At 72.4% G+C, this 26,934-nt stretch carries 20 protein-coding genes and 1 pseudogene; 5 read left to right on the top strand and 16 right to left on the bottom strand.

All coding sequences use genetic code 11. From position 1 onward, the window contains the following. Nucleotides 1-38: 38 nt before the first annotated feature. Nucleotides 39-1,351: pseudogene (locus tag OG946_RS03945) on the top strand (MFS transporter). A gap of 82 nt (nucleotides 1,352-1,433) precedes the next feature. On the opposite strand, the gene OG946_RS03940 reads toward OG946_RS03945, so the two are convergent. The 4 genes from OG946_RS03940 to OG946_RS03925 are packed head-to-tail and all read right to left on the bottom strand — an operon-like array spanning nucleotide 1,434 to nucleotide 5,997. Continuing rightward, on the bottom strand, nucleotides 1,434-2,795 hold the full coding sequence (locus OG946_RS03940) for a GH1 family beta-glucosidase (RefSeq protein ID WP_326794770.1): 1,362 nt from the start codon (nucleotides 2,793-2,795) through the stop codon (nucleotides 1,434-1,436). A 20-nt stretch (nucleotides 2,796-2,815) separates the two neighbouring features. Beyond that, complete coding sequence (locus OG946_RS03935; protein WP_125933807.1) at nucleotides 2,816-3,670, bottom strand: carbohydrate ABC transporter permease; 855 nt, start codon at nucleotides 3,668-3,670, stop codon at nucleotides 2,816-2,818. Next, the gene (locus OG946_RS03930; RefSeq protein WP_326794769.1) at nucleotides 3,663-4,670 is read right to left on the bottom strand and encodes a carbohydrate ABC transporter permease; all 1,008 of its coding nucleotides are present in this window, start codon (nucleotides 4,668-4,670) and stop codon (nucleotides 3,663-3,665) included. Before OG946_RS03930 ends, OG946_RS03935 begins: the two co-directional genes overlap by 8 nt. Nucleotides 4,671-4,680: 10 nt before the next feature. Next, complete coding sequence (locus tag OG946_RS03925) at nucleotides 4,681-5,997, bottom strand: ABC transporter substrate-binding protein (protein WP_326794768.1); 1,317 nt, start codon at nucleotides 5,995-5,997, stop codon at nucleotides 4,681-4,683. Nucleotides 5,998-6,146: 149 nt separating this feature from the next. Between OG946_RS03925 and OG946_RS03920 the strand changes: the two genes are divergently transcribed. Beyond that, nucleotides 6,147-7,397 (top strand): ROK family protein, encoded by a 1,251-nt coding sequence (locus tag OG946_RS03920; protein WP_326794767.1) that lies wholly within the window; start codon nucleotides 6,147-6,149, stop codon nucleotides 7,395-7,397. A gap of 524 nt (nucleotides 7,398-7,921) precedes the next feature. On the opposite strand, the gene OG946_RS03915 is transcribed toward OG946_RS03920, so the two are convergent. Then, nucleotides 7,922-11,377, bottom strand: a complete 3,456-nt coding sequence (locus tag OG946_RS03915) for a ThuA domain-containing protein (protein WP_326794766.1) — start codon at nucleotides 11,375-11,377, stop codon at nucleotides 7,922-7,924. Nucleotides 11,378-11,657: 280 nt separating this feature from the next. Between OG946_RS03915 and OG946_RS03910 the strand changes: the two genes are divergently transcribed. Further along, nucleotides 11,658-12,425: a class I SAM-dependent methyltransferase gene (locus OG946_RS03910; RefSeq protein WP_326794765.1), complete on the top strand. Its 768-nt coding sequence runs from the start codon at nucleotides 11,658-11,660 to the stop codon at nucleotides 12,423-12,425. 51 nt (nucleotides 12,426-12,476) lie between these two features. Here the strand turns inward: OG946_RS03910 and OG946_RS03905 are convergent, their stop codons facing one another. After that, a complete protein-coding gene (locus tag OG946_RS03905) occupies nucleotides 12,477-13,454 on the bottom strand; it encodes an NAD(P)-dependent alcohol dehydrogenase (RefSeq protein ID WP_326794764.1) in 978 nt (325 codons plus the stop codon). A 92-nt stretch (nucleotides 13,455-13,546) separates the two neighbouring features. On the opposite strand from OG946_RS03905, the gene OG946_RS03900 reads away from it, so the two are divergent. Further along, nucleotides 13,547-14,221: a TetR/AcrR family transcriptional regulator gene (locus OG946_RS03900; RefSeq protein ID WP_326794763.1), complete on the top strand. Its 675-nt coding sequence runs from the start codon at nucleotides 13,547-13,549 to the stop codon at nucleotides 14,219-14,221. A 48-nt stretch (nucleotides 14,222-14,269) separates the two neighbouring features. On the opposite strand, the gene OG946_RS03895 is transcribed toward OG946_RS03900, so the two are convergent. The 6 genes from OG946_RS03895 to OG946_RS03870 form a co-directional block, all read right to left on the bottom strand. After that, complete coding sequence (locus tag OG946_RS03895) at nucleotides 14,270-14,476, bottom strand: DUF5999 family protein (protein ID WP_101425633.1); 207 nt, start codon at nucleotides 14,474-14,476, stop codon at nucleotides 14,270-14,272. Nucleotides 14,477-14,704: 228 nt separating this feature from the next. Beyond that, the gene (locus tag OG946_RS03890) at nucleotides 14,705-16,171 is read right to left on the bottom strand and encodes an amino acid permease (RefSeq protein WP_326794762.1); all 1,467 of its coding nucleotides are present in this window, start codon (nucleotides 16,169-16,171) and stop codon (nucleotides 14,705-14,707) included. A gap of 63 nt (nucleotides 16,172-16,234) precedes the next feature. Beyond that, entirely contained in the window at nucleotides 16,235-18,607 is a 2,373-nt protein-coding gene (locus tag OG946_RS03885; protein ID WP_326794761.1) for an alpha-L-fucosidase, read from the bottom strand. Nucleotides 18,608-18,850: 243 nt separating this feature from the next. Next, nucleotides 18,851-21,094, bottom strand: coding sequence for an MMPL family transporter (locus tag OG946_RS03880; protein ID WP_326794760.1), 2,244 nt, complete (start codon nucleotides 21,092-21,094; stop codon nucleotides 18,851-18,853). Between the two features lie 108 nt (nucleotides 21,095-21,202). Next, on the bottom strand, nucleotides 21,203-21,802 hold the full coding sequence (locus OG946_RS03875; protein ID WP_326794759.1) for a TetR/AcrR family transcriptional regulator: 600 nt from the start codon (nucleotides 21,800-21,802) through the stop codon (nucleotides 21,203-21,205). Between the two features lie 98 nt (nucleotides 21,803-21,900). Further along, nucleotides 21,901-22,887 carry a DUF3048 domain-containing protein gene (locus OG946_RS03870; protein ID WP_326794758.1) on the bottom strand — a complete coding sequence of 329 codons (987 nt, stop codon included), beginning with the start codon at nucleotides 22,885-22,887 and terminating at the stop codon, nucleotides 21,901-21,903. A gap of 287 nt (nucleotides 22,888-23,174) precedes the next feature. Here OG946_RS03870 and OG946_RS03865 point away from each other — a divergent pair, with 287 nt between their 5' ends. Beyond that, nucleotides 23,175-23,363: a hypothetical protein gene (locus OG946_RS03865; protein ID WP_326794757.1), complete on the top strand. Its 189-nt coding sequence runs from the start codon at nucleotides 23,175-23,177 to the stop codon at nucleotides 23,361-23,363. Between the two features lie 37 nt (nucleotides 23,364-23,400). On the opposite strand, the gene OG946_RS03860 is transcribed toward OG946_RS03865, so the two are convergent. The 4 genes from OG946_RS03860 to OG946_RS03845 form a co-directional block, all read right to left on the bottom strand. After that, nucleotides 23,401-24,813 (bottom strand): NAD(P)(+) transhydrogenase (Re/Si-specific) subunit beta, encoded by a 1,413-nt coding sequence (locus OG946_RS03860; protein ID WP_326794756.1) that lies wholly within the window; start codon nucleotides 24,811-24,813, stop codon nucleotides 23,401-23,403. Then, the gene (locus tag OG946_RS03855) at nucleotides 24,810-25,127 is read right to left on the bottom strand and encodes an NAD(P) transhydrogenase subunit alpha (RefSeq protein ID WP_047014626.1); all 318 of its coding nucleotides are present in this window, start codon (nucleotides 25,125-25,127) and stop codon (nucleotides 24,810-24,812) included. The genes OG946_RS03860 and OG946_RS03855 overlap by 4 nt, the downstream gene beginning before the upstream one ends. Beyond that, on the bottom strand, nucleotides 25,124-26,281 hold the full coding sequence (locus OG946_RS03850) for an NAD(P) transhydrogenase subunit alpha (protein ID WP_326794755.1): 1,158 nt from the start codon (nucleotides 26,279-26,281) through the stop codon (nucleotides 25,124-25,126). Before OG946_RS03850 ends, OG946_RS03855 begins: the two co-directional genes overlap by 4 nt. A gap of 149 nt (nucleotides 26,282-26,430) precedes the next feature. After that, nucleotides 26,431-26,928: a helix-turn-helix domain-containing protein gene (locus OG946_RS03845; RefSeq protein WP_326794754.1), complete on the bottom strand. Its 498-nt coding sequence runs from the start codon at nucleotides 26,926-26,928 to the stop codon at nucleotides 26,431-26,433. Nucleotides 26,929-26,934 lie beyond the last annotated feature (6 nt).

The following is a 26,934-nucleotide window of genomic DNA, read 5'->3' as shown; positions in this document are numbered from 1 at the left end:
CTAACCCCCGGGCCGCGATCTCCCCGAGGCTGCCCGGCATGCGCACCTATCGCGAGTTGTTCCGCGCCCCGGAGTTCACACCCCTCTTCGCCGCTTCCTCCCTCCAGGTCGCCGGGCTGACGATCAGCGGCCTGGCGCTCGGCACGCACATCTACGAGCAGACCGGCTCCCCGCTGCTGTCGGCCCTCGCGATGTTCGGCCCCTCGCTCGCCCAGGTGCTGGGCGCGACCCTGCTGCTGTCCGCCGCGGACCGGCTGCCGCCGCGCGGCGCGATGACCGCGCTCGCCCTCGTCTACGCCGCCGCCACCACCGCGCAGGCCGCACCGGGGCTGCCGGTGTGGGGCGCGTTCGCGATCCTGGTCTGCCTCGGGCTGCTCGCCTCGGTGGGCGGCGGCGTGCGCGCTACGGGCTGCTCAACGAGATCCTGCCGCGCGACGGCTACCTGCTCGGCAGGTCGGTGGTCAACATGTCCGCCGGCGCCATGCAGATCACCGGCTTCGCGGTCGGCGGCGTGCTCGTGACCGCGCTGTCCCCGCGCGGCACGCTCCTTGTCGCCGCCGCGGCGTTCCTCACCGGTGCCGCCGTCGCCCGCGCCGGGCTCGGCCGCCGGGCGCCGCGCGCGGCGGGGCGGCCCTCGGTCGCGGAGACCTGGCGGGTCAACGCGCTGCTCTGGTCCTCGCGGCACCGCCGCACCCTGTATCTCGCGCTCTGGCTGCCCAACGGCCTCGTCGTCGGCGCCGAGTCGCAGTTCGTGCCGTACGAACCGGACCGCGCCGGCGTCCTGCTGGCCCTCACCGCGCTGGGCATGCTCACCGGCGACGTCCTCGCCGGACGGGTGCTGCCCGCCCGGTGGCGGCCCCGGCTCGGGGTGCCGCTGCTGTTGCTGCTGGCCGTCCCGTACCTGGTCTTCGCGCTGCGCCCGCCGCTGGCGGTGGCGGCGGTGGCGGTCACCCTCGCCTCGGCCGGGTTCGCCGCGAGCCTCGTCCAGCAGGAGCGGCTGATGGCGCTGACGCCGGACGAACTCAGCGGCCAGGCCCTCGGGTTGCACACCTCGGGGATGCTCACCATGCAGGGCGTGGCCGCCGCCCTCGCCGGCGGCATCGCGGAGCTGACCTCGCCGGCGACGGCGATGGCCGCGATGGCGGCGCTGTCGATCGCCGTCACGCTGGCCCTGGCCCCGGGCCTGCGCGCGGCGGGTGCGGCGAGTGCGGCGAGTGCGGCGGGTGGCGCGGGTGCGGCGGGGCAGGCGGTCACCGCCCCGGCGCAGGACCCGGCCTCGCGTCCGCCCGGTGGCGGGGGCGGGACGCGGGACCGGGAGTCCGGGGTCGGTCCGCGAGCACCCCGCGCGTGACTGCCCGGGCACGCCGTCGTGGTGGGGGGATGCCGTGCGGGGCACGCGGCGGCGGACCCGGGCGGAGCGTGTGCCGTACGCGCTAGGCCGCGCGCCGCGCCGCCGCGCGGTGGCCGCGGATCAGCTCGGCGTAGCGCCGGCCGCTGCCCTTCACGGTGCGCCGCTGGGTGGCGTAGTCGACGTGGACGAGCCCGAAGCGCTTGTCGTAGCCGTACGCCCACTCGAAGTTGTCCAGCAGCGACCAGGCGAAGTACCCCGCCAGCGGCACGCCGCGGCGCACCGCCTCCGCGCAGGCGGCGAGGTGCTCCTCCAGATAGCGGGTGCGCTCCGGGTCGTCGATCTGGCCGTCGGGACCGACGGCGTCCGGGTAGGCGGCGCCGTTCTCCGTGACGTACAGGCAGCGGGCGCGGTAGTCGTCGGCCATCCGCTCCAGCGTCTTCGTCAGCCCCTCGGCGTGCACCTCCCAGCCCATCGCGGTGCGCCGCACGCCGGGCAGGTCGACCTGGCGCGCGTACGGCAGCGGCCCGTCCGGGTCGTCGGCGACGACCTGGCGGAAGTAGTAGTTCAGGCCCAGCCAGTCCAGCGGCGCGGCGATGGTCTCCAGGTCCCCGGGGCGCTCGGGCAGGTCCACGCCGTAGAGCCGGCGCATGTCCTCCGGGTAGCCGCGGCCGTGGACCGGGTCCATCCACCAGCGGTTGGTGTGCCCGTCGGCGCGTGCGGCGGCGGCGATGTCCTCGTCGCGGTCGGAGGCAGGCTCGCAGTGCGTGAGATTGTTGACCAGCCCGATGCAGGCCCCGGGCACCGCGGCGCGCAGCGCCTGGACCGCCAGGCCGTGGCCGAGGTGCAGGTGGTACGAGGCCCGTACCGCCGCCGTGAGATCGGTGAGCCCCGGGGCCATCCGGCCCTCCAGGTGCCCGATCCAGGCCGAGCAGAGCGGCTCGTTGAGCGTGGCCCAGTCGGTGATCCGGTCGCCGAGCCGGCGGGCCACCGCGTCCGCGTACGCCGCGAACGCCTCGGCGGTGGCGCGCTCCGCCCAGCCGCCGCGGTCCTGGAGCGCCTGCGGCAGGTCCCAGTGGTAGAGCGTGGGGAAGGGCGTGATGCCGGCTTCGAGGAGCGCGTCGGTGAGCCGGTCGTAGAAGGCGAGCCCCGGCTCGTTGACGGGCCCGTCGCCGCCCGGGACGACGCGCGGCCAGGCGATCGAGAAGCGGTACGCCCCGGCGCCCAGCCGGCGCATCAGCGCGATGTCCTCGGGCCAGCGGTGGTAGTGGTCGCAGGCGGTGTCGCCGGTGTCGCCGCCGTCGACCATGCCGGGTGTGTGGGAGAAGGTGTCCCAGATCGACGGCGAGCGCCCGTCCTCGCGTACGGCGCCCTCGATCTGGTACGCGGCGGTGGCCGTGCCCCACACGAAGTCGGACGGGAGGCGGTCGAGGTGCAGGTCGGTCACGGAGTTCCTTTCGGGCGGGGTCACTTGACGGCTCCGGCGGTCAGCCCGGCGACGAGATAGCGCTGGAGCAGCAGGAAGCCGGCGACGACGGGGAGGCTGACGACGAGGGAGGCGGCCATGACCTGGTTCCAGTACACCTCGGTCTGGGTCGCGTACCCCTGCAGCCCGACGGAGAGCGTCCGGGTGACGTCGTTGGTCATGACCGAGGCGAAGAGCACCTCGCCCCAGGCGGTCATGAAGGAGTAGATGGCGACGGCGACGATCCCGGGGACCGCCGCCGGCACCACGACACGGAACAGCGCCTTCAGCGGCCCGCAGCCGTCGACGAGCGCCGCCTCGTCCAGGTCGCGGGGGATGGAGTCGAGATAGCCGACCAGCATCCAGATCGAGAAGGGCAGGGTGAAGGTCATGTACGTGAGGATCAGGCCGCCGCGGGAGCCGTAGAGGGCGATCCCGGTGGTGTTCCCGATGTTGACGAAGATCAGGAAGAGCGGCAGCAGGAACAGGATGCCGGGGAACATCTGGGTGGACAGCACCGTGACCGTGAAGAGCCGCTTGCCGCGGAAGCGGTAGCGGCTGACGGCGTACGCGGCGAAGACCGCGATCACGACCGAGCAGCCGGTCGCGGCGCCCGCCACGATCAGCGAGTTCAGGAAGTAGCGGGCCAGCGGCACCGTGTCCCAGATGTCGAGGTACGGCCGGATGGTCAGCCCGCTGGGGATCCAGCGGAACGCCCCGGTGACGTCTTCCAGCGGCTTCAGCGAGCTGCTGAGCATCACGTACACGGGCGTGACCGCGAAGACCGTCAGCAGCGTGAGCACGATCCGCCGGGTCCAGACGAACGACCGCGGCGGCGCGGTGGGGGAGCTATGCACGGGCCGCCTTCCTTCCCCGGGAGGTGAGCAGCAGATAGCCGGCCGTGACGACCAGCAGGAAGAGCAGCAACAGCACGGACATGGCCGAGCCGGCGCCGAAGTTCCAGGTGACGAAGGACGACTGGTAGATGTGGATGGAGATGATGTCCGCCGACTCCGGCGCCGACTTGCCGAAGAGGATGTACGGCACGTTGAAGTCGTTGAAGGTCCACAGGAACAGCACCAGGACCAGCACCTGGTTGACCGGCCGCAGCGACGGCAGCGTGATCCGGCGGATCTGCTGCCAGATCCCGGCGCCGTCGATCGCGGACGCCTCGTACACCTCGCGCGGGATGTTCTGCAGCGCGGCGGTGAGCACCAGGAAGGCGAACGGCCAGGTGCGCCAGACCGAGACGACGACCAGCGAGACGAACGCGTTGTCGCCGATCAGCCAGAACGTGGGCTGGTCGGTCAGCCCCAACTGGTCGTGGAGCACGTGGTTCACCAGGCCGTTGTCCCGCTGGAGCATGAACGACCAGGTGATGACGGCGGTGTAGACGGGCAGCGCGTACGGGGTGAGGAAGAGCGCGCGCAGCAGCCCGCGGCCGCGGAAGGCGTCCTGCATCAGGATCGCCGCGGTGACGCCGAGCAGCCACGAGAGCCCGACCGCCAGCACCGTGAACGCGCAGGTGATGAAGAACGAGCGCAGCAGCGCCTCGCCCACGGGGGCGTCGAAGTCGACGGCGATGCGGAAGTTGTCCAGGCCCGTCCAGGGCGCGGCGCCCCAGTCGCGGATGTAGTGCTGGGTCAGCTCCTTGAAGCTCATCACCACGCCGACGGCCATCGGCACCAGGTGGATCAGCAGCTCAAGCAGCAGCGCGGGCAGCAGCAGGAGGTACGGCAGGGCGCCGCGCCGCACGCGGCCGCGGCCGGTGCGGCGGCGCTTGCGGGCGGCGCCCCGGCCGGCGGGCGGCTTGTCGCCGGGGCCGGCCGGGGGCGTGTCGAGAGCGGTCGCGGTCATCCGGCGCCGCTCACTTCTGCATCTGCTGCTGGGCCTCGGTCAGCCGCTTCTGGACCGACTCCGTGGTCACCTCGTCGCCGGCGGCGGCGTCCGCGAACAGCTCCTTCATCGCGTCGCCGACGAGGGTCTCGAACTGCGCCTCGTCCGGTACCTGCGGCAGCGGCGCGGAGCTGGTGGACAGCACCTCGCGCAGCACGGTCAGGTCGGTGGTGCTGAACGCCTCGTCCTCCTGCGCCTCCTTGACCGGCGGGATGGAGCCGTAGGTCTCGTTGAGGATCTGCTGCTCCTCGGTGGAGGTCATGAACTTCACGAAGTCCAGGGCGCCGTCGAGGTTGTCGGTGTTCTTGAAGACGGCGATGTTGATGCCGGCGACCATGGAGTTGACGTTCTGGCCCTCCGGCGGGTTCTCGCTCTGCATCGGTACGGGCGCGACGCCGTACTCCTCGGGCTTCATGCCGTGCGCCTTGAGCGAGCTGCCGGCGGCCTGCCACAGGAGCATGCCGGCCTTGCCGGTGGCGAGGTCCTTGATCGACTGGTTCTGCGCGTACTCGGCGTTGCCGACCGCGGCGATCTTGTCGTTGGCGAGGAAGTCGACGTACTGCTTGACCGCCGCGACCGCCTCGGGGGTGTCGAACGTCGGGTTGCCCTCGGCGTCGAAGAAGTCCGCGCCGTGCTGCTTGCCGAAGACGAAGGCGTGGTGCGAGTTCTCCACCGGGTTGCCGCCCTCGACGGCGACGCCGTACTTGCCGTCCTTGGTCAGCTTCTTGCCGACGGCGACGAAGTCGTCCCAGGTGGCCGGGGGTTCCTCGATGCCGGCGTCGGCGAACATCTGCTTGTTGTAGTAGAGCGCGTACGAGAGGGAGTACAGCGGCACCGCCGCGGGGTCCTGGCCCTCGGCACCTGCGGCGGCCAGCGCCGAGGGGACGAACCGGTCCTTGCCGCCGATCCGGTCCAGCGTCTTGTCGTCCCACGCCAGCAGCCCGTCGCTCGCCTGCAGCGAGGCGGACCAGGTGTTGCCTATGTTGAGCACGTCGGGGCCCTGCCCGGAGGAGGTGGCCGCGAGGATCCGGTCCAGAAGGCTGTCCCAGGGGATGACTTCGAGCTTGACGTCGATGCCCGTCTTCTCCTCGAACTTCTCGATCTCCGGGGTCAGCACCTTCTTGTCGTGCTCCAGGCTGGTGCCCTGGTTGCTCGCCCAGTACGTCAGCTCGTCGGGCTTGTCGTTGCTGCCCCCCGAACCCGTCGAGCTGCCGCCGCCGCAGGCGGCGGCGGTCACGCTGAGGGCGGTGGCGAGTGCGGCGGTCGCCGCCAGGCGGATTCTGCGCATGGGTGGGGCCCCTCTCCGGGCACATGGCTTAAGGCTGTGAACGCGGCCCGCGCTTAATTCAGGGCGTGAGTTAAGTGGTGAAGGAAGTCCTCGTCAACCCTTCTCACACGCGTTTCCCGGCACGTATCTTTCCTCCGGGAAGGAGCCACATGGCGAGAAACAACGGCCGTACCGTGCGCGACCTGCGCCGTAGCAACCGCTCCGCGGTACTGCGCCACCTGTACTTCGAAGGGCCGCTGAGCCGCCAGGAGTTGGGCCCGGTCACCGGGCTCAGCTCCGGGTCGATCAGCAACGTCGCCGCGGAGCTGATCGCGGAGGGGGTGCTGGAGGAGGCGGGCGCGGTCGACTCCGACGGCGGCCGGCCCCGCACCCTGCTGCGGGTGGCGCCGCGCTGCGGGCACATCGCCGGCGTCGACGTCGGCGAGACCCGGGTGCGGGTGGAGCTGTTCGACCTCGCCCGTACCGAACTCGCCCGCGCCGAGCGCCCGCTGGCCGACGGCGGCCGGGACGCCGGGCGGGTCGTCGCGCACATCGCCGAGGGGCTGGCCGCCGTGCTCGCCGACGCGGGCGTCGCCGCCGGTGAGCTGCTCGGCGTCGGCCTCGGCGTCCCCGGCATCGTCGACCGCGAACCGGCCCGCGGCGGCGCGGTGGTGCACGCGCAGACCATCGGCTGGGACGGCGTACCCCTGGAGGCCATGCTGCGCACCGCCGCGACCGGCGCGCCGGGCCTCGCGGACGTGCCGTACACCGTGGCCAACGGCGCCAAGACGCTGGGCCAGGCCGAGATGTGGTTCGGCGCGGGCCGCGGCGCGCGCAACGCCGTCATCGCGCTCATCGGCTCCGGCGTCGGCGCCTGCGTCGTCACCGACGGCACCGCCTACGGCGGCTCGTCCAGCGGCGCGGGGGAGTGGGGGCACACCACGATGCGGATACGCGGACGGCGCTGCCGGTGCGGCGCCCGCGGCTGCCTGGAGGCGTACGTCGGCGCGGAGGGGATGCTGCGGCGCTGGCGGGAGGCGGGCGGCGAACCGGTCGCCACGGACGAGGAGTCGGCGCTCGCGGAGCTGATCGCCGCCGACGACCCCGCGGCCCGCGCCGTGCTGGACGAGACCGCCGAGTACCTCGGCGCCGGCATCGCGGACCTCGTCAACCTCTTCAACCCGGAGCGCATCGTGCTGTCCGGCTGGGCCGGGCTGCTCGCGGGCCCCCGGCTGCTGCCGGCCGTACGCGGGGCCACGGCCATGTACGCGCTGCGCTACCCGGCGGCGCGCGCGGCGATCGAGATGGGCGAACTCGGCACCGACGCCGTCACCGTCGGCGCCGCGACGCTCCCGCTGAGCCACTTCCTCGACGCAGGCGGCACGTCGCACCGCGACACCACGGCAACCCCGGCACGGTGACGCTTTCCGGCGCGGGAACCGGGACGCGGCGCACCGCGGCCCACCCATGACCGGGCGCGAGCAGACCCCCCACCCGGTCGCCCAGCGCGGAGCGATCCACCGGGTGCCGGGGTGCCGGGGTGCCGGGGTGCCGGGTGCTGGGCGCCGGTAGCCGAGGTGCTGGATGCCGGGTGCGGAATGCCGGGGCCACGGCAGCCCCGGCACGCTGACCCGCACGGGGCCGGGCCGGGGCACGGAGCGCCGCGGCGCGGCCACCGGATCGCGCGCGAGAAGACCCCCATCCGGCCGCCCGCCCGCGGAACGAACCGCCACGGGCGCCGGATGGCGGGCGCCGGGCGCGGGACGACGGGTACGAAGTGCCGGGTACCGGGCGCCAGGCGCCGGGTGGGCGATGCCCGGTACGGGCCGCCGCGCGGCGTGCGGCCTGCCCCGGCCCCGCCCTCCCGCGGCGCCCGCGGCAGGCGAACGGCGGCCGACCGGGGCATCCCCGGCCGGCCGCCGCCGCGTGGTGCGTGAGCCGGTGGTCAGTTCACCGTGACCTGCACCGCACCGGTCGTCAGATTCCCGGTGTCGTCCGTGACGGTCAGATGGGCGGTGTACGTCCCCTTCCTGGTGTACGTGTGCGTCGCCGTCGCCGCGCCGTCGCCCGTCGCGTTGTCCCCGAAGGTCCAGTGGTACGACTTGGCCGTACGCCCCTCCGGCAGCGTCACCGCGCCCTCGAAGGAGAACTCCGCCGGTGCCGTCGCGCTCTCCGGCGAGGCCGTCGCCGTCACCTTCGCCGCCGACTCCTTCTCCGCGCCGCGGCCGTTGAAGTGCAGCCAGTCCAGCGCCAGCAGGTCCGGGCTCGACGGGGTCCACGCCGGGTTGGTGAAGACCACGTAGACCTTCTCCACCCCGCCGGGGTCGGTCAGCGGCACCGTGGGCGAGACCACCTTGGCGAAGTCCCCGGTGTTCGGGATCGTCGCCTTGCCCAGCAGCTCGCCGTCCGGCGCGTTCGCGCGGAACTCGACGTCGCCGCCGAGCCCGGCCGAGGAGGCGCCGACCGTCACCGAGTCGATCCCGCTCGGGGTCCCCGGGTCCAGCACGATCCAGTCGCCGTGCTCGATCTCGCCCAGCCGCTTGCCCCCGGAGGAGTCCTCCCGGGCCAGCGTCTCCACGCCGCCGTTCGCCCCGCCGGTGCCGTTGTGGTGCTCGGCCTCGCGGAACTTCTGCCGCAGGCTCAGCGAGTCGGAGCCGACCAGGCTCGGCACGCCCTCGGCGCCGTCGTCCTCGTACTGCGCGCTGATGCCGTAGTAGAGGTTCTGCCCCGGGCCGTGGCTGTCGCCCGGGTCGGTCTTGAACTCGCCCTCGCAGCCGGTCAGGTTGTCCAGCGGGTGCAGGTGGTCGTCGTGCCCGAGCTGCGTCTGCACCACCACGCGCGAGCAGTCGATGTCACCGTCCTCCGCGTCCTTGACCTCCACCTTGTACGGAACGGTGTCGCCGAAGTCGAACGCGGTGCCGTCGGCCGGCGTGGTGACCGTGACCTCGGGACGGGTGTTGCCGACGGTGACCTCGTGCACCGCCATCGCCGTACGCTCCGGCGGCCCCTCCACCGTCAGCCGGGCGGTGAACCGGCCCTTCTCGGTGTAGGTGTGCGTCGGGTTGGGGTCCGTGGAGTCGGTCGTGCCGTCGCCGTCGAAGTCCCAGGCGTACGTGATCGGGTCGTCGCCCGGCGAGTGCGAACCCTCCGAGGAGAACTCCACCGTCAGCGGCGCGGGCCCGGAGTCCGCCGACGCCGACAGCTTCGCCACCGGCGGCCGGCCCTCGGCCACGTAGTCGATGCGGTAGATGCCGGCGTTCTCGTTGCTGCCGCCGCGGCCGGTGCCGCTGCCCTCGCCGAAGTCGATGACGTACAGCGAGCCGTCGGGGCCGAAGTCCGCCTCGAAGGGCTGCACCCAGCTCATGTCGCCGAAGATCCCGTTGATCGACTGCAGGTCGCCCTTCTTGGCGGGCGCGAACCGCGGGTCCTCGAACTGCTGGTCCTTCTCCTGGAACGAGAAGGTCTTGAACCACTTGCGGGTCAGCTCGTAGGTGATCCACTTCCCCTCGAAGTACTCGGGGAACTTGTACGGGCTGTCGTTCTTCGGGTCGTAGTCGTAGACCGGGCCGCTCATCGGGCCGCCGCCGCCGGTGCCCAGCTCGGGGAACTCCTGCGAGGCCGAGTACGCGTACCAGACCGTGGCGGGCTGCGCGGGCGGCAGCTGCGTCTTGCCGGTGTTGTTCGGCGAGTCGTTCACGGGGGCGGAGCAGTCGAACTTCTCCCCGGCCTTGCCGGCCGCGAAGTCGTAGTCGTTGAACGGCGTGTTGTTGCCGATGCAGTACGGCCAGCCCTGGTTGCCCGCCTTGGTGAGCCGGTTGTACTCCACGGTCCCCTCGGGCCCGCGGTTCGGGTCGGCGCTGCGCGCGTCGGGGCCGTAGTCCGCGACCAGCAGGGCGCCGGAGATCGGGTCGGTGGTGATGCGGAACGGGTTGCGGAAGCCCATCGCGTAGATCTCGGGACGGGTCTTCGACTCGCCCTGCTGGAAGAGGTTGCCCTTCGGGATGGTGTAGCCGCCGCCGGTCGTGGGCTTCACCCGCAGCACCTTGCCGCGCAGGTCGTTGGTGTTGCCCGCGGTGCCCTGGGCGTCCCAGGCGCGCCGCCCCTCGCGCTCGTCGATGGGCGTGAAGCCGCTGGACTCGAACGGGTCGGTGTTGTCGCCGGTGGCGACGTACAGGTTGCCCTCGGTGTCGAACGTCAGCGAGCCGGCCATGTGCACGTTGGCCCGGCCCTCGCCGCGCCACGTCGGGACCGTCAGCAGCACCTTCTGCGACGCCGGGTCCGCGGTGTTCCCCTTCATGGTGAAGCGGGACAGGTTGATGAGGTTCTTCTCCTTGTCGGAGTGCAGGAGATAGAGCCAGTTGTTGCGTGCGAAGTTCGGATCCAGGGTGAGCCCGAGGAGGCCGTCGGACTGGCTGGTCATCTCGGGGGTGTAGTCGAAGTCCAGGGCGGTGGTGACGTTCAGCGTCTCCTGGTCGACGACCTTCAGCTCACCGGTGCGCTGGGCGTAGAACACCCGCCGGTCGGGGGCGACGGCCAGCTCGAACGGGTCGGCCAGGTCGTCGGTGACCAGCGGGGTGCGCTGGAAGTTGCCGGTCTGGGTGGCCGAGCAGTCGCCGGGCGCGTCACCCGCGGCCCACCGGATCCCGCCGAGCAGGTGCTTGAGGAAGAGCGGCTCGTCGAAGGACGACGCGTCGTGGCCGCCGGCGGTGAACCACGACCGGCCGCCGTCGTACTTCTGGCACCACGAGAACGCGTGGTCGACGCCCTCGTCCAGCCCGGTGATGCCGTCGCGCACCTTGATCTGCGCGAGGGTGTGCACCTTGCCGGTCGGGTTGGCGCGCCAGTTGTACCACTCCTCGTTGCGCTCCCAGAGCTGGGGCAGGCCCTTGGTGGAGGGGTGGGTGTTGTCCAGCACCTTGATCCGGCCGGTCTGCGGCACGGGGTGCTTGTCGAAGATCGCGCCGACCAGGCCCTCGTACCAGTCCCAGTCGCGCTCGCTGGCCGAGGCAGCGTGCAGGCCGAGCCACCCCCCGCCCGCCTGGATGTACGACTGCAGCGCGGCCCGCTGGTCCGCGTCGAGCAGGTCGCCGCTCTCCGGCGTGGAGTTGGTGTTGTTGAAGACGACCGCCTCGTAGTTCGCGAGGTTCTCCTCGGTGAACGCGGCGGCGTCGTCGGTCGAGTCGACCTCGAACCCGTACTCCTCGCCGAGCTTCTCGACGGCCTCGATGCCCGCCGGGATGGAGTCGTGGTAGAAGTTCGTGACCTTGGAGAAGACCAGGACCCGGAAGTCGGCCTCCTCGTCCTGCGGGGCGGCCGTCGCCGAGGCCGTGCCCAGGAGCAGCGCCAGCAGCGCGGCCAGGACGGCGATGGGTGACAGGGGTGGTCTGGCTAGGCGTCTCATAGTGCTCCCAGTCGTGCCGGAACGCGGGCGCGTCGGAGGGCGGGCCCGTTTCGTGGTGGCGTAGAAAGCGCTTGCTGACGGTGCTCTGTCAAAGTAAGCCCTTACCCACAGGTGGTCAACGGTCGTGCGCGGACCGGGAACCGGCCGCCTTCCGGGCGTACGGGCAGGGGCGGAAACCCCCGCGGGGCGGCGCGCCGGGACGTCCGGTCGCGCCGGGCGCACCATCCCGCCCGCGGCGTCACCGCGAGTTCAAGATCTCGTAGCCGGGTATCCTCACGGAATGGGCGAGGACCTGAGCGCGGCGGCGGCCAAGGGCTGGGCGGTGCGCTGGGAACTGCAGCGGGAGCAGCGGGAGGCCGGTCGCGAGGAGCGGTTCACCGTCGTCGGTGACCTCGTGGAGCTGATCACCGCGGGCCGCGACCGCCCCGCCGTCCTCGACCTCGGCTGCGGTACGGGCTCGCTGGCCGCCCGGCTCAAGCGCCGGATGCCCTCGCTCGACGTCGTCGCCGCCGACGCCGACCCCGTGCTGCTCGGCCTCGGCCGCCGGATGCACGGCACGCGGGTCCGCTTCGTCGACACGGTGATCGGCGGCATCGGCTGGCAGGACGAGCTGGAGCTCGACCGCCCGCTGGATGCCGCGGTCTCCGCGACCATGCTGCACCGCCTCCCCGAGCGCGTGCTCCTGGAGGTCTACGGCAGGCTGCACACCCTGCTCCGCCCCGGCGGGCTGCTCGTCAACGCCGGCCGGCTGCCCCAGGAGGACGCGGCCGTCGCCGAGCTGGCGGGCGAGGTCGGCAGCCGGCTGGCCGAGCGGCGGCGGATGCCGGGCGGCGAGGACTGGTCCTCATGGTGGGACGCGGCGGCCGAGGCGCCCGAGCTGGCCCGGCTCTTCGCCGAGCGGCGCCGCCGCGGCGCGGCCCCCGCGGGGGACAACGGGCTGAGCCTGGCGCGCCACGTGGACCTGCTGCAGAAGGCGGGCTTCGCGGCGGTCGGCACGGTCTGGCAGTGCGGCGACAGGTGCGTGCTGGTCGCGGTCCGCGGCGAGTAGGCCCCGCGCCCGTCACCTGCCCCGCTCACCCGCCGGCGCCCGCCGCCGCGCTCAGTCGACCCGGACCACGTACTTGCCCCGTACCCCGCCCGCCTCCAGAGCCCGGTGCGCCGCCGCCGTCTCGGCCAGCGGGAAGACCGTGTCCACCGCGGGCACCAGGTGCCCCCCCGCCACCCGGCGGGCGAGATCGTCGACGTGCGCGGCCGCGGGGTTGCCGCTGAAGAAGCGCACCCGCCCGCGTCCGTGCACCGCGCTGGCCGCGATGGCGCTCAGCGAGCCGAGCGGCCGCGCCGGGTCGAGGGCGACGCCGACCATGCGGCCGCCCGGCTTCAGCAGCCGTCGGAACGTCCGCAGATCGGCGTCCGCCGTGTCGAGGACGACGTCGAACAGGCCCAGCTCGGCCGGTGACGTCTCCCGGTGGTCGAGGGCGCGGTGGGCGCCGAGCGTACGGACGAAGTCCAGGTTGGCGGCCCGGGCCAGGGCCGTGACCTCGGCGCCGTACGCCCGGCCGAGCTGGACGGCGGCGCTGCCGACGCCGCCGGCCGCGCCCCTGACCAGCAGCCGCTCGCCGGGGCGCAGCGCCGCCTTGTCGCGCAGGGCGGTGACCGCCGTGGTGCCCGTCACCACCAGTGCGGCGGCGGCCACCAGGTCCGGCGCGTTCGGACCGTCCGGCACCCGGCCGAGGCGCCCGGCCCGTACCGCCACGTACTCGGCGGCGCTGCGCGCCCTCGCGGTGCGCCCCACGAAGCCCCACACCCGGTCGCCGACCGCGACCCCGGCGGCGCCGGGACCGAGCGCGGCGACCTCGCCGCTGAAGTCCTGCCCGACCCGCTGCGGGAACCTCCGCCCGCTGAGGGCGCGGGCCCGGCCGGAACGTACCGCCAGGTCGCCGCCGTTCACGCTGAACGCGTGCACCCGTACGAGAACCTCGCCCGGGCCGGGCTCCGGGCGCGGCACCCGGCCCACATACAGCACCTCGGGCCCGCCGAAGCGGTCGAACAGTACGGCTCTCATCGTGCGCACTGCCATCGTCCTCACCTTCGCGGCGGCCGGGTATCCGGGGGCCGAGCGTAGGCTGACAAGTGGACGAGATCGTCCGGTTGAGCCGGAGGTGAGAGACATTGGCGGCGGAATCCTCTCGGATCGCGGGCCCGGACGGGCTGCGCGCCGACGCCCGGCGCAACCGGCGGCGCATCCTGGCCGCCGTCCGCGCGGTCTTCGCCGAGCACGGCATCGACGCGCCCATGGCGACCGTCGCCCGGCGCGCGGGGGTCGGCGTGGCCACGCTCTACCGGCGGTTCCCGACCCGGGACGCGCTGGTGCGGGCCGCGTACGCGGAGCAGATGGCCACCTGCGGCCAGGCGCTCACCGACGCACTGGCGGACCCCGATCCGTGGCGGGGGTTCCGGCGGCTGGTCGAGACGGTCTGCGAACTGCAGCGGGAGGAGCGGGGCTTCCCGGCCGCGTTCCTCGCGGCCTTCCCGGACGGCACCCGCGCCGACGCGGCCGTGCGGGAGCGGGCGGAGCGGGACTTCGCGGTGCTGGTCCGCCGGGCGCAGGCGGCGGGCGCGCTGCGGGCCGACTTCCACCCCACCGACCTCGCCGTGGCGCTGCTGGCGCACTGCGGTCTCGTCGGCGCGCTGCCGGACGACCGGGCGGCGTCGCGGCGGCTCGTGGCGTATCTGCTCCAGTCGTTCCGCGCGGAGGCGGCGGGTGAGCCGCTGCCGCCGCCGGGCGCGGTGTCGCTGAGCAGCCTGCCGACCGCGGTCGGCGGCTCGCCGGGCGGGCGGACCTGAGGGGCCGGGCCCGGCGGAAGAATCAAGAGGGGCGTACGCCGACGGGCCTCACGCCGCGGTCGTCAGCAGCCCGGGGCGCACCTCGCGCCGCGGCGCGACGACGGCGCCGGTCGGCAGCAGTTCACCGGTGTCGTCGAAGACGATCGTGCCGTTGCACAGCAGGCTCCAGCCCTGCTCGGGGTGGAAGGCCACGGTCTGCGCGGCGTCGCGGTCGGGGCGGTCGGCGGCGGGACACTCGGGCCGGTGGGAGCACATCGGACACCTCTCGGTCGGGAGGCGGCGGCCCTGCCGGGCCGCCGGTGGCGGTGTGGTTCCGTCTGGAAGGTGAGACCTGGCCGGCGCCGGAAACTCATCGCCCATCCTCAGGAAACCACCGCCGGGTTGAGCCCCGGTCCGTGCGCGGTCACAGTCCCGTCTCAGCGCCCGCGGGCGGCAGGACCCGTACCGGCGCACCGTCCGCGGCCGGTACGGGCCCGCCCCGCGTCAGCCGCGCGGCTCGTCGCGCTTGTGGAGATCGGGCCCCTCCGCCGCCGCCCGCTCGGCGCGGCCCAGCTCACTGCGGCGGTAGGAGTACGTGAAGTACACGAACATCCCGACCGCAAACCACACGCCGAACCGCAGCCACGTCTCCCACTTCAGGAACGTCACCAGCCAGATCGAGAAGCCGACGCCTATCAGCGGCACTATCGGCATCCCCGGGCAGCGGAACGTCCGCGGGAGGTCCGGCTGCCGGTAGCGCAGCACGATCACCGCGACGCACACCACCACGAACGCCAGCAGGATCCCGATGTTCGTCAGCTCCGCGGCCTCCCCGATCTTCAGGAAGCCCGCGATCAGCGCCGAGCCGACGCCCACGATCCACGTCACCCGCGTCGGCACGTGCCGCGTCCGGTGCGTCTTGGCGAACCACTTCGGCAGCAGCCCGTCGCGGCTCATCGAGAACCACACGCGCGTGACGCCCAGCATGAAGGTGAACATCACCGTGAGGATGCCGATGATCGCCCCCACCGCGATCAGGTTCGCCAGCCAGCCGAGACCCACCGACTCGAACGCCGTGGAGAAGCCGCTCTCCGGGTCGATGCCCTTGTAGTTCTGCATCCCCGTCAGCACCAGCGTCGCGGCCACGTACAGCAGCATGGAGATCGCCAGCGAGTAGAGGATCGCCTTCGGCATGTGCCGCTGCGACTCCTTCGACTCCTCGGCCGCCGTCGACATCGCGTCGTAGCCGAAGACCGCGAAGAACACGGTCGCCGCGCCGGTGAACGCACCGCCGACGCCGTAGGGGAAGAAGGGGTTGTAGTTGGCGGTGTCGATGTGGAAGACGCCGACCAGGATGACGACGAGCACGACCAGGACCTTCAGCACCACCACGACGGTCTCGAAGCGCGCCGCGTTCTTGATTCCGAGGGTCAGCAGGTACGCGACCAGCAGGCACAGCACGACCGCGAACAGGTCGACCTTGTGCCCCTCGCCGGTGCCCGGGGCGCCGAGCATCCACGCCGGCAGGTCGGCGCCCATGTTCTCCATGAGGAAGGAGAAGTAGCCGGAGATGCCGATGGCCACCACCGCGACGATCGCGGTGTACTCCAGCAGCAGATCCCAGCCGATGAACCACCCGGCGAGTTCGCCGAGGACCGCGTAGCCGTACGTGTACGCCGAGCCCGCCTTGGGGATCAGGCCGGCGAACTCCGCGTACGACAGGGCCGCCGCCGCGCTCGCCACCCCCGCGATCAGGAAGGAGACGAGCACGGCGGGGCCCGCCGTGCCGTTGGCGACCGCGCCGGCGAGCGCGAAGATGCCCGCGCCGATGATGCCGCCGACGCCGATCGCCGTGAGCTGCCACAGCCCGAGGACCCGGGTGAGCTGTTCGCCGCTCTCGCCCTCGGCGGTCTCGATGTGCTCGATGGGCTTGCGGCGCAGTACGCCGTCCGTGCTCCAGAGCCCTGCCATGGTGCGTCCTCTCCGTCGAGGCCGTTCGATGACAGTGCAGCACGATGACGGATGAGGTGCCTTTCAGGAAGAGGGGCGGGTGCTCACCTTGAAAACCCAGGCGTGCTTCCCCGCCCTGCGGGCCGCCGCCGGCACCTCGACGACCAGCGCGCCGCCGTCGACGTCCCAGTTCAGCGGGCGGCCGCCGTAGCCGAGCATGGTGATCTCGTCGCCGGCCCTGAGGGGCACCGGGGCCTCGACGACGAGCCGGGACGAGGGCGCGGCGAGCGAGTGAATGTAGAAGGCGTCGCGCTTCATGGTGAACCGCAGGTCCTCGCCGAGCTGCGCCATGCGCGACCAGTAGGTGGTGCCGTAGATCGCTTCGCCGTTGACGCGCAGCCACTCGCCGGTCTCGCGCAGCCGCCGCTCCATGATCTCGGGGATGGTGCCGTCGGCGCGCGGGCCGATGTCGAGGAGGAAGTTGCCGTTCTTGCTGACGATGTCGACGAGGCTGTGCACGACCTCCTCGGTCGTCATGTACGCATCGTCGGGCGTCTCGGCGTTGTAGCCGTAGGACCGCGGGTCGAGGCCGCGGCTGGCCTCCCACTTGGCGACGACGGTGTTCTCGTACACCTCGTACTCGGGCGTGGAGAAGTCGTGCGGGCCGATGCCGGAGCGGTTGTTGACCGTCACCTCGATCGGCCGCGGGCGGTTCTTGGCGTGGTTGAAGTACTCGGCGAGCACCCGGTGGCTGTCGTTGTCGCCGCCGATGTCGCACCACATGATCTCGGTGTCGTACTCGCGGATCAGCTCCAGCATCTGCCCGGCCTGGTAGTCGCGGACGTAGTCCTGGCCCGAGGTGTAGCCGGTGTACGGCACGGGCTCCAGCGTGTACGGGTTGCGCGGGGCGTGGCCGTACCAGGGGTTGTCCGGGTTGAACCACTCCGGCATCGAGAAGTACAGCCCGCAGTGCAGGTCGGGGGTGTACCTGCGGGACGCGTCGAACAGCTCCCTGATCAGGTCGCGGCGCGGGCCCATCGCGACGGAGTTGCGGGTGGAGAGCTTGGTGTCCCAGAGCGCGAAGCCCTCGTGGTGCTTGGAGGTGAGCACGTGGTACTGCGCGCCCGCGTCCCGGAACAGCTCGACCCAGGAGCGCGGGTTGAAGCGCTCGGCGCGGAACATCGGGATGAAGTCGTCGTACGCGAAGTCCTCGCCGTACACCTCCCGGTGGTGCGCGTGCGTCGGGTTGTCCGGCTGGTTCATCTGCTGCCAGTACCACTCCGCGTACTGCTTGCCGACCGGCGCCCAGGCGGGCACCGAGTACACGCCCCAGTGGATGAAGATGCCGAACTTGGCGTCGTTGAACCAGTACGGCGCCTGATGGCTGCTCAGCGACGCGTCGGTCGGCTCGAAGTCGGGCACCCCGAGGGTCAGCGGGCGGGTGACCTCGGCGGCCGTGCCGCCCCGCCCGGTGGCGAGGACGCGGCCCTCCTGCACGGTGCCCGGCGCCACGCCCGTGCGGTTGCGGATGCCGACCGTGACCCGGGCCTGTTCGCCGGGGCCGAGCCGCGGCACCGGGACCGGCGCGACGGTACGGGCGCCCTCGGTGTCGACGGTGACCGACAGGCCGTCGCGGGCGGCGATCCACACGGCGCCGGCGTTGATCAGCGTGGCCTCGACGGACTGCGCGCCGGAGCGCTCCAGCGAGGCGGTGGTGGAGCGGACGTTGCGCAGCGCGACGGCGCGCCCCTCGGCGACGGGCTGCAGGGAGAGCGCGAAGATGTGCAGCGCCGGCTTGTCGGGTTCGGCCCGGTTGATGACCGGCAGGGTGAGCGCGACCGCCTCGCGGACCGGGTCCAGGCCCAGTTCGACGACGGCGATGGACACCTGGTGCGGGTCCTTGGTGCCGTTGGGGGCGTAGCGGTACGGGGCCCTGAGCGAGCCGCCGCCGGAGTACCAGTCGGGGGCGGACAGTCCCGCGGTGGCGGTGCTGCCGTCGGCGTAGTGCACGGTCGCCTCGCCGGAGGCGGTGCCGTACGAGGAGGAGGCCAGGAACAGCACGCTCAGGTAGTGGCCCGGGGGCAGTTCGACCCGCTGGCCCATGGCGACGATGTTGTTGGGGGCGCCGGCGTCCGCGCCGGGGAAGTCGAAGGGGAAGCCGTCGACCTCGATCGGCCCCGCGGGCAGCTCCTCGCCCGGGTAGGTGTAGCCGCTGCCGTCGAAGTTGCCGCCGCGGGCGTCGGCGGTGTCGACGCCGTCGTTGTCGAAGTGGGCGGTCAGCGGCACCGGTACGGGGTCGGGGACCCGGCCCCAGTCGTCGGCGGTCGCGTTCTCGTCCGCGGCCCCGGCCGGGCCCTGTGGTGCGGCGCCTGCGGCGGTGGGCGCGAGGCCCAGCGCGGAGCCCGCCGCGGTTCCGGCGCCGATCGCCAGCACGTGCCGTCGTGCAAACCCGTTCATCCCGTTCTCCCTCAAGGACCTTGATCCATCCGATGTCTATGGGAGTTGTGTCAGATTCAAGCGCTTGCTGGGGAGGGAACGTAGAGATTCATCGGATGAACGTCAAGGCTCGGCGCAGCGGGGGGCAACGGGCGGCACCGAGCGGCAGCGGGTGGCAACGCGCCGGGGCCCGGTGGCGCGAACGCCACCGGGCCCCGGTCGGGTTGGTGTGGTCCCGCGGTGCCGGGCACCGCGGGTCGTGCCTCAGCGCACGCCGGTGGGCTCGGGCTCCCGCTCCTCGCCGGCGGTCGGCGGCGGCGCGGGGGCCGCGGCGAGCTGCCGGTACAGCTTCTCGCCCTCCACGTCGACGTTCGGCAGGATCCGGTCCAGCCACTTCGGCAGCCACCAGGCGGATTTGCCGATCAGCGCGAGCACCGCGGGGACGATGGTCATGCGGACCAGGAAGGCGTCGAAGAGGACCGCCACCGCCAGGCCGAAGCCCATCATCTTCACCATGTCGTCGCCCGCGCCGATGAAGCCGGCGAAGACGCTGATCATGATGACCGCGGCCGCGGTGACCACCCGGGCGCCGTACCGGAAGCCGGTGACCACTGCCTCGCCGGCGGACTCGCCGTGGACGTACGCCTCGCGCATCCGGCTGACCAGGAAGACCTCGTAGTCCATCGCCAGGCCGAAGACCACGCCGATCAGGAAGATCGGCATCATCGACATGATCGGACCGGTCTCCTCGACCCCGAAGGCCCCGGCCAGCCAGCCCCACTGGAACACCGCGACGACGGCGCCGAGCGCGGCGAGCACGGAGAAGAGGAAGCCGAGCGCGGCCTTCAGCGGCACCAGCACGGAGCGGAACACCAGCATCAGCAGGACGAACGCCAGGCCGACCACCAGCGCCAGGTACGGCACCAGCGCGTCGTCGAGCACCTTCGAGAAGTCGATGTTCACCGCGGTGCTGCCGGTGAGGTACAGCTCCGCGCCGGTCTCGTCCTGGAGCGAGGACGACAGGTCGCGGATCTCGCGGACGACCTTCTCGGTGTCGGTGTCGCTCGGTCCGGTGGACGGGGTGACCATGACGGTCGCGGTGTCCCCGGCCTCGTTGAACCCGGCGGGGGTGACGGAGACGACGCCGTCCACGTCGGAGATCCGCGCGACGACCTCGTCGGCCGCGTCCTGCGGGTTCGCCGCCTCGGTGGCGTCGATGACGCCGGTGACCGGGCCGTTGAAGCCCGGACCGAACGCCTCGGACAGCATGTCGTACGCCTTGCGCTGCGTGGTGTCCGTCGGCTGGCTGCCCTCGTCGGGCAGGCCCAGTTCCATGCTCGCCACCGGCGCGGCCAGCGCGCCGAGCCCGATGATGGCGGCGGCCAGCACCAGGACCGGGCGCTTGAGCACCCCGCGGGCCCACCGGGTGCCCATGTTCGGCTTGGTGTCGTGGTCGGACGCCTTCGGGGCGCCGGTCTCCGGGTTGGCCTTGCGCACCTTGCGGCCGTAGATCCGCTTGCCCACGATGCCCAGCGCGGCCGGGACCAGCGTGAGCGCGATGAGCACCGCCAGCGCGACCGTACCGGCCGCCGCGAAGCCCATCTTCGTCAGGATCGGGATGTTGACGACCGCCAGGCCCGCCAGCGCGATGATCACGGTGAGGCCGGCGAAGACCACCGCCGAGCCGGCCGTGCCCACGGCGCGGCCCGCCGCCTCTTCGCGGGAGTGGCCGTCCGTCAGCTCCGCCCGGTAGCGGGAGGCGATGAACAGGGCGTAGTCGATGCCGACCGCGAGGCCGATCATCATCGCCAGCGTGGAGGTCGTGGCGGACAGGTCGAGCACGGTCGCCAGCGCCGTGATCGAGGAGATGCCGATGCCGACGCCGATGAGCGCGGTGATGATCGGCAGCCCGGCCGCGACCAGCGAGCCGAAGGTGATCACGAGCACGACCAGCGCGATGCCGACACCGATGATCTCGCCGTTGCCCATGTCGGGCTCGACCATCAGCGCGTCACCGCCGGCCTGGATGTTCAGACCGTCGTCGCGCTCCTCGTCGACCACGTCGGTGATGGCGTCGCGGGTCGAGTCGTCCAGTTCCATGGACGTGACCTTGTAGTCGACGACCGCGTATGCCGTGGAGCCGTCCTTGCTGACCCCCGCGTTGTCTGCGAACGGGTCGCTGACCTGCTCCACCTGGTTGCCGGCGATGCCGTCGAGCACGCCGTCGACGGCCTCGCGGGAGTCGGCGGCGGTGATCTTCTGGCCGTCGGGTGCCTCGAAGACGATACGGGCCGTCGCGCCGTCGGCGGACTGCCCGGGGAAGCGCTCCTCAAGAAGGTCGAACGCCTGCTGTGCCTCGGTGCCGGGCAGCGCGAAGTCGTCCTCGGGCGCGGTGCCCGCCGACGACGCGCCGAACCCGGCGAGGACGAAGAGCAGCAGCCATATCAGCGCCGTGATACCGCGCCGCCGGAAGGCTAGCCGGCCGAGTTTGTATAGGTAGGTGGCCACGAGCAGGTTTCTCCTGATCTCGACGGTGGGTTGTGTTGAACCAGCCCGACGACGAGAGCGGCGTACGCCAGGTGGAGCCGTGTTCTGTTGTGGTTGGCGAACGATAGGTCAGTTCATATGCAGGGCGGGGAGAATCACTGCGTCGACATAACGGACGAGATAGTCGCTGGTGACCGGCGCGTTCTCGATGAGGGGCCGGGCCAGCATGGCCCCCAGCATCATGTGCGGGACGAACTTCGCGGCGGGGATGTCCGCGGGCAGCTCGCCGCGCGCGACGGCGCGATCGATCAGCTCCTGGAAGGCGGCCAGCTCCGGCTCGATCAAGAGCTGCCGCATGGCCTGCTGCAGTTCCTCGTTGGACTGCTGGGCGAAGGCGACCGCGCGCAGGAGGGCCGAGTCCTTCTCCGCGCTCTGGCACACACCGTCGGCGAACTGCACGAGGTCTCCGCGCAGCGTGCCGGTGTCGATCCCGGCCGACCTCACCGGCTTGCCGTGCCGGAGCGCCGTGGCGACCAAGTGCGGCTTGGAGTGCCACTGGCGGTAGAGGGTGGCCTTGCTCGACCGCGTACGAGCCGCGACCGCGTCCATGGTGAGGGCCTCGTAGCCGACTTCGCGCAGATGGTCGAGCACGGCCTCGAAGAGTTCCTGCTCGCGCTCGGCGCTCAGCCGGCTCCGGCGCCCGGTGGTACTGGTGTCCTGCACGACCATCGGGCCCCCTCCCCAGTCAGCGGAACGAAACGGTTTCGTACCCAAAAAATGCTAGCGGCTGTCAGAAGAGGTTCGTGCCAATAAGGGTGTGGTTTGCGTCACTCTGTGAAGACGACCCAGACCGGGCCGCGCGCGAAGTGCAGCCGCTCGCCGTCCGCGCCGGTGAACTCCGTGCCGCCGCCTGCCGATCCGCGCTCCCATCGCGCCTCGTACGACCTGCCGCCGCGCAGCACCTCCGCCTTCCCGGTGCCGACGGTCTCGGTGAAGGGGGAGACGTTCCCCGAGCGGTCGCCGAAGCCGGAGTCGTGGATCTTCACATGCTGGACGACGACCGTCGCCGCCGACAGCCGCCCGCCCGCCGTGGTGGCGGCCGGGGTGCCGTCGAAGGAGATCAGCCAGCGCTTCTCGCCCGCGTCCCAGGTGAAGCCGAAGCTCGCGGCCGGGTAGCGCACGGTGCGCTCGGCGGTGGCCTTCCCGCCCTTCGGTGCCGGGCCGAAGCGGAAGCCGATGTCCCGTGCCCGGTCCGCGTCCGGCGCCGCGGCCAGCGCCCGCTCCGGCCGGACGAAGAGGTTGTGCGGTACGGGCTTCGCCGGGTCGCGCAGGTACGCGTCGGCGGCCGTACCCGGCGGCACGGGGAACAGGGGTGCCTCGTCGATGACCGGGAGCAGCTTGGACTGCGCCCCGGAGAAGGCGAGCGCGGGCCTGCCGAACTGCTCCAGGAGTTCGAGGTCGGACTCGCGGGCGCTGCGCACCGGGCCGACCCGCTCCGGCGGGTGCGAGGCGTAGACCGCGAGCAGCCGGCTGAGGCCGGCTTCCACCCGTTCGACGTAGACGATGTCCGCTCGCTCCAGGCCCGTCTGGGGGCGGGCGGGCTCGGCGTTGTCGACCTTCACGCCCAGCACCGGTCCGCCGCGTCCCGCCAGTCCGGTGAACGGCGAGCCGCTTCCCAGCTCTTCCCGGGGTTTCCCGGGCTTCTGCGTCTCCTCCTTGGTGCACCCGCCCGCGAGCAGCAGCGGGAGCAGCAGGAGCACGGCCGGCAGGGCCGCGGGCGTACGCAGAAGGCGGGCTATGCGGCTGGTGCCCATTGACGTCCCTTCCCGGATGAAATGATTCGTATGTCTGACTATGGCCTGATTCTAGAATCGATCGGCCGGACCGGATAACGCCGGGCGTCCCCGGCCCCGAGTCGTTACTCTGTGGAAACGGACAGCCCCGCCCGCGGGGAAGGGCCCGACACCTCGGACCGTCCGTGAGCCCAGCCGGCGCCACCGCGTCCGAACTGCCCACCCGAACAGCCCGGGGTGTCCGCCGCCGACACCCGCCGCCCGGCCACGGCGGGCTGACCAGTTCACATGACCCGGAGGAGTGCACCTTGACCGCCGAAGCCGCACCGGAACGGCATCCCCAGCCCGCCCCCCGGCCGCATCCGCGCCCGCGAGTGGCCGAGGAGTCCGTGAGCAGCCTGGACGTGTGGGCGCGCTCGGCCCCCATCCGGCTCGCCGGATACGAGGACGACCCGGCCGACACCGCCGAGCTGCACATCCTGCGCGGCATCGACTGATCCGGCCGGGCCGCCTGCGCCCGTACTTCCGCGTGCGCTAGCCGACGAACGTGCGGACCGCCGCCTTCAGATCGGCGAGCCCCTTCTTGGCGTCGGTGAAGAACATCCCGGTGTTCTCCGCGGTGTACAGCTCGTTGTCGATGCCCGCGTACCCGTGGCCCATCGACCGCTTGATCACCACCACGCTCTTGGCCCGGTCCACGTCCAGGATCGGCATGCCCGAGATCGCGTTGCCCGGCCGCCGCGCGGCCGGGTTGGTGACGTCGTTGGCGCCGATTACCAGCGCCACGTCCGCCTGCGGGAACTCCGGGTTCGCCTCCTCCATCTCCTTGAGCTGCGGATACGGCACGTTGGCCTCGGCCAGCAGCACGTTCATGTGCCCCGGCATCCGGCCGGCCACCGGGTGGATCGCGTACGTGACCTCCACGCCGTGCTCCTCCAGCAGGTCCGCCAGGTCGCCCAGCTCGTGCTGCGCCTGCGCGGCCGCCAGTCCGTACCCCGGCACGATGACGACCTTGCCGGCGTACGCGAGCTGGATCGCCACGTCGTCGACCGAGACCGGCCGCACCGGCACGTCCCCGTCCGTGCCCACGGCCGCCGCCTCGTCGCCGGTGCCGAAGCCGCCGACGATGATGGCCGGAATCGAACGGTTCATGGCGTCCGCCATCAGCTTGGTCAGGATCGTGCCCGAGGCGCCGACGAGCGCGCCGGCGATGATCAGCGCCGGCTCGTTGAGCACGAAACCGGCCATGCCGACCGCCGTGCCGGTGAAGGCGTTGAGCAGCGAGATCACCACGGGCATGTCCGCGCCGCCGATCGGCAGCACCATCGTGACGCCGAACGCCAGCCCCGCGAGCGTCAGCAGCGTCAGCGCCGCGACGCTGCCCGGGTCCACCACCAGCCAGACGCCGGCCCCGGCGAAGACCAGGGCGAGCCCGGCGTTCAGCGCCTGGCTGCCCGGCAGGACGATCGGCTTGCCCGGGATCACGCCCTGCAGCTTCCCGGCGGCGATGAGCGAGCCGGAGAAGGTGATGGCGCCGATGAGGATGTCGATGCCGCCCGGCACGGTGGTGCGCGCGCCGAGGTCCTCCGGGTGCGCGTGCTGGAGCACCTCGACGATGGCCAGCAGCGCGGCGGCGCCGCCGCCGACCGCGTTGAACAGGCTCACCAACTGCGGCATCGCGGTCATCTCGACGGTACGGGCCAGATACAGCCCGGCGCCGGAGCCGACGACGGTCGCGGAGAGCAGCACCAGCCAGCCGGTGGCGGTGATGTCGCCGCGCTCCGCCAGCAGCACCGCGGTCGCCACGATCGCCACCGCCATGGCACCGGCCGAGAGGGTGTTGCCGCGGCGGGCGGTGGCGGGGGAGTTCATCAGCCGCAGGCCGAGCACGAAGCAGGCGGCGGCGGCCAGCAGCACGTACCGGACGGCGGTCTCCAGATCGCTCACTTCGCCGCACCTCCCTTGGCGCCGCCCGGCGTCGGCCGGGCGCGGAACATGTGGAGCATCCGGTCCGTGACGACGTACCCGCCGACGACGTTCATCGCGCCGAACGCGACGGCCACGAAGGCCAGCGCGTACTCCAGCGGCTCGTCGGCCAGGGACGTCACCAGCATCGCGCCGATCAGCACGATCCCGTGGATCGAGTTGGCGCCGGACATCAGCGGCGTGTGCAGCGTCGCCGGCACCTTGCTGATCACTTCGAAGCCGACCAGCACGCTGAGCACGAAGATCGTGACGGCGGTGAGCAGATCGAGGTTCACCGGTTCCCTCCGTTCTGCGGAGCGACCGCGTCGCTGACGACCTCGCCGCCGTGGGCGACGACCACGCCGGCCTGGATGTCGTCGTCGAGGTCGATGCGCACCGCCTCGTCGGCGACCAGGTGCGCCAGCAGCGCGCTGATGTTGCGGGCGTACGCGGTGGAGGCGGCCGTCGCCATCACCGACGGCAGGTTCCCGGCGCCGATCAGCGTCACGCCGCCGGCGAGCACCGCGGTCTTGTCCGGCTCGGACAGCTCCACGTTGCCGCCGAGTTCGCTGGCGGCCATGTCCACCACCACCGAGCCCGGCCGCATCTGCTCCAGCGCCTCGGCCGTGACCATCAGGGGCGGCTTGCGGCCCGGCACCCGGGCGGTGGTGATCACCACGTCGAAGCGGGGCACCGCCGCCGTCAGCGCGGCGAGCTGCGCCCGCTGCTCCTCGTCGGTGAGCACGCGCGCGTAGCCGCCCTCGCCCGCCGCCGAGGCCACGCCCTCCAGCTCCAGGAACTTCGCGCCCAGCGACTCGATCTCGCCCTGCGCCGCGGGCCGGACGTCGTACGCGGTGACGATCGCGCCGAGCCGGCGGGCGGTGGCGATGGCCTGCAGCCCGGCGACGCCCGCGCCGAGCACGAGGACGGCGGCGGGCTTCGAGGTGCCCGCCGCCGTGGTCAGCATCGGAAAGTACCGGTCGTAGCTGTCGGCGGCGAGCAGCACCGCCTTGTATCCCGCGACGTTGGCCTGGGAGGTCAGCGCGTCCATCGTCTGGGCCCGGCTGAGCGTACGGGGCAGCAGGTCGAGGCTGACGACGGTCACCCCCCGGGCGGCCAGCTCGCCGATCAGGGTGGCCTGGCGGAGCGGGTCGAGCATGCCGATGAGCGTCTGCCCGGAGCGCAGGGCGGCGGCGGTCTCGCGGTCGGGCGGTGCGACGCAGAGCACGACGTCGGCCCGGCGGATCAACTCGTCCGCGCCGACGATCTCGGCCTCCGCGGCCGTGTAGTCGGCGTCGGTGAACCAGGCGCTCGTGCCCGCGCCGGTCTCGACGAGGACGTCGACACCCGACCGGCGCACACGGGTGACGACTTCGGGGGTGAGGGCGACGCGGCGCTCGTCCGGCGCGCGCTCCCTCAGGACCCCCGCGGTGACGGCTTGGGCTCCCATGCTTCTCGCTCCCTCTTGGGCGAATTGCGGGCGACGTCAGGGTGCTGCCCTCGGTGCGCGGTGGGGACACCTCGGGCAGCGGTGATGCGGGTGTGCGTTGGCGGTGCGGTGGTGGCGCGGTGTGCGGTGGTGGTGCCGGGACGGGCACGCTATCGGATAACCGTTCCGTTCGGACCGCCCCGGACGTGCGGTTCCTGCGGATCGCGACCGGCGGACGGGCCGGTGCCGACCGGGAGGTGAGCCAGGCTCTCGCCGGCCGCGAGCCGGCGCACGAGGGCCTGGAAAGTGGGGCAGCGGGTGAAGTCGTGCGCCTCGCACTCCAGCGCGTGGTCGATCATCGCCTTCGACCGCTCGATCTCCCGCATCCGCTCCTGAAGCTCCTCCCGGTGCCGTGCCAGCAGCGCGTGCCGGTCGCCGGGGCCCTGCGCGGCGAACAGCTCGCGCAGTTGCTCCAGGCTGAGCCCGCCGCGCTTGCCGCCGATGATCATGGCGACCCGGGAGACGTGGTCGGAGGTGTAGCGCCGGCGGCCGTTCACGCGCTCCGCCGGGGTGAGCAGGCCCATGGCCTCCCAGTGCCGCAGCACGTGGGCGGCGAGGCCGAAGCGCCCGGCCAGCTCGCCGATGGTCATGGACTCGCCCGACTTCATGTTGAC

The sequence above is a fragment of the Streptomyces sp. NBC_01808 genome, assembly GCF_035917395.1.
Lineage (GTDB): Bacteria > Actinomycetota > Actinomycetes > Streptomycetales > Streptomycetaceae > Streptomyces.
The sequence above is the reverse complement of the archived record's forward strand: the minus strand, read 5'-3'. Positions and strand labels throughout refer to the sequence as shown.

Bases quoted from the DNA above. Each gene is read 5' to 3' on its own strand.
- OG946_RS03930 (WP_326794769.1), bottom strand. From the start codon at position 4,670: ATGACCGCGACCGCTCTCGACACGCCCCCGGCCGGCCCCGGCGACAAG.
- OG946_RS03925 (WP_326794768.1), bottom strand. From the start codon at position 5,997: ATGCGCAGAATCCGCCTGGCGGCGACCGCCGCACTCGCCACCGCCCTC.
- OG946_RS03920 (WP_326794767.1), top strand. From the start codon at position 6,147: ATGGCGAGAAACAACGGCCGTACCGTGCGCGACCTGCGCCGTAGCAAC.
- OG946_RS03915 (WP_326794766.1), bottom strand. From the start codon at position 11,377: ATGAGACGCCTAGCCAGACCACCCCTGTCACCCATCGCCGTCCTGGCC.
- OG946_RS03910 (WP_326794765.1), top strand. From the start codon at position 11,658: ATGGGCGAGGACCTGAGCGCGGCGGCGGCCAAGGGCTGGGCGGTGCGC.
- OG946_RS03905 (WP_326794764.1), bottom strand. From the start codon at position 13,454: ATGGCAGTGCGCACGATGAGAGCCGTACTGTTCGACCGCTTCGGCGGG.
- OG946_RS03895 (WP_101425633.1), bottom strand. From the start codon at position 14,476: ATGTGCTCCCACCGGCCCGAGTGTCCCGCCGCCGACCGCCCCGACCGC.
- OG946_RS03890 (WP_326794762.1), bottom strand. From the start codon at position 16,171: ATGGCAGGGCTCTGGAGCACGGACGGCGTACTGCGCCGCAAGCCCATC.
- OG946_RS03885 (WP_326794761.1), bottom strand. From the start codon at position 18,607: ATGAACGGGTTTGCACGACGGCACGTGCTGGCGATCGGCGCCGGAACC.
- OG946_RS03875 (WP_326794759.1), bottom strand. From the start codon at position 21,802: ATGGTCGTGCAGGACACCAGTACCACCGGGCGCCGGAGCCGGCTGAGC.
- OG946_RS03870 (WP_326794758.1), bottom strand. From the start codon at position 22,887: ATGGGCACCAGCCGCATAGCCCGCCTTCTGCGTACGCCCGCGGCCCTG.
- OG946_RS03850 (WP_326794755.1), bottom strand. From the start codon at position 26,281: ATGGGAGCCCAAGCCGTCACCGCGGGGGTCCTGAGGGAGCGCGCGCCG.
- OG946_RS03845 (WP_326794754.1), bottom strand. From the start codon at position 26,928: ATGAAGTCGGGCGAGTCCATGACCATCGGCGAGCTGGCCGGGCGCTTC.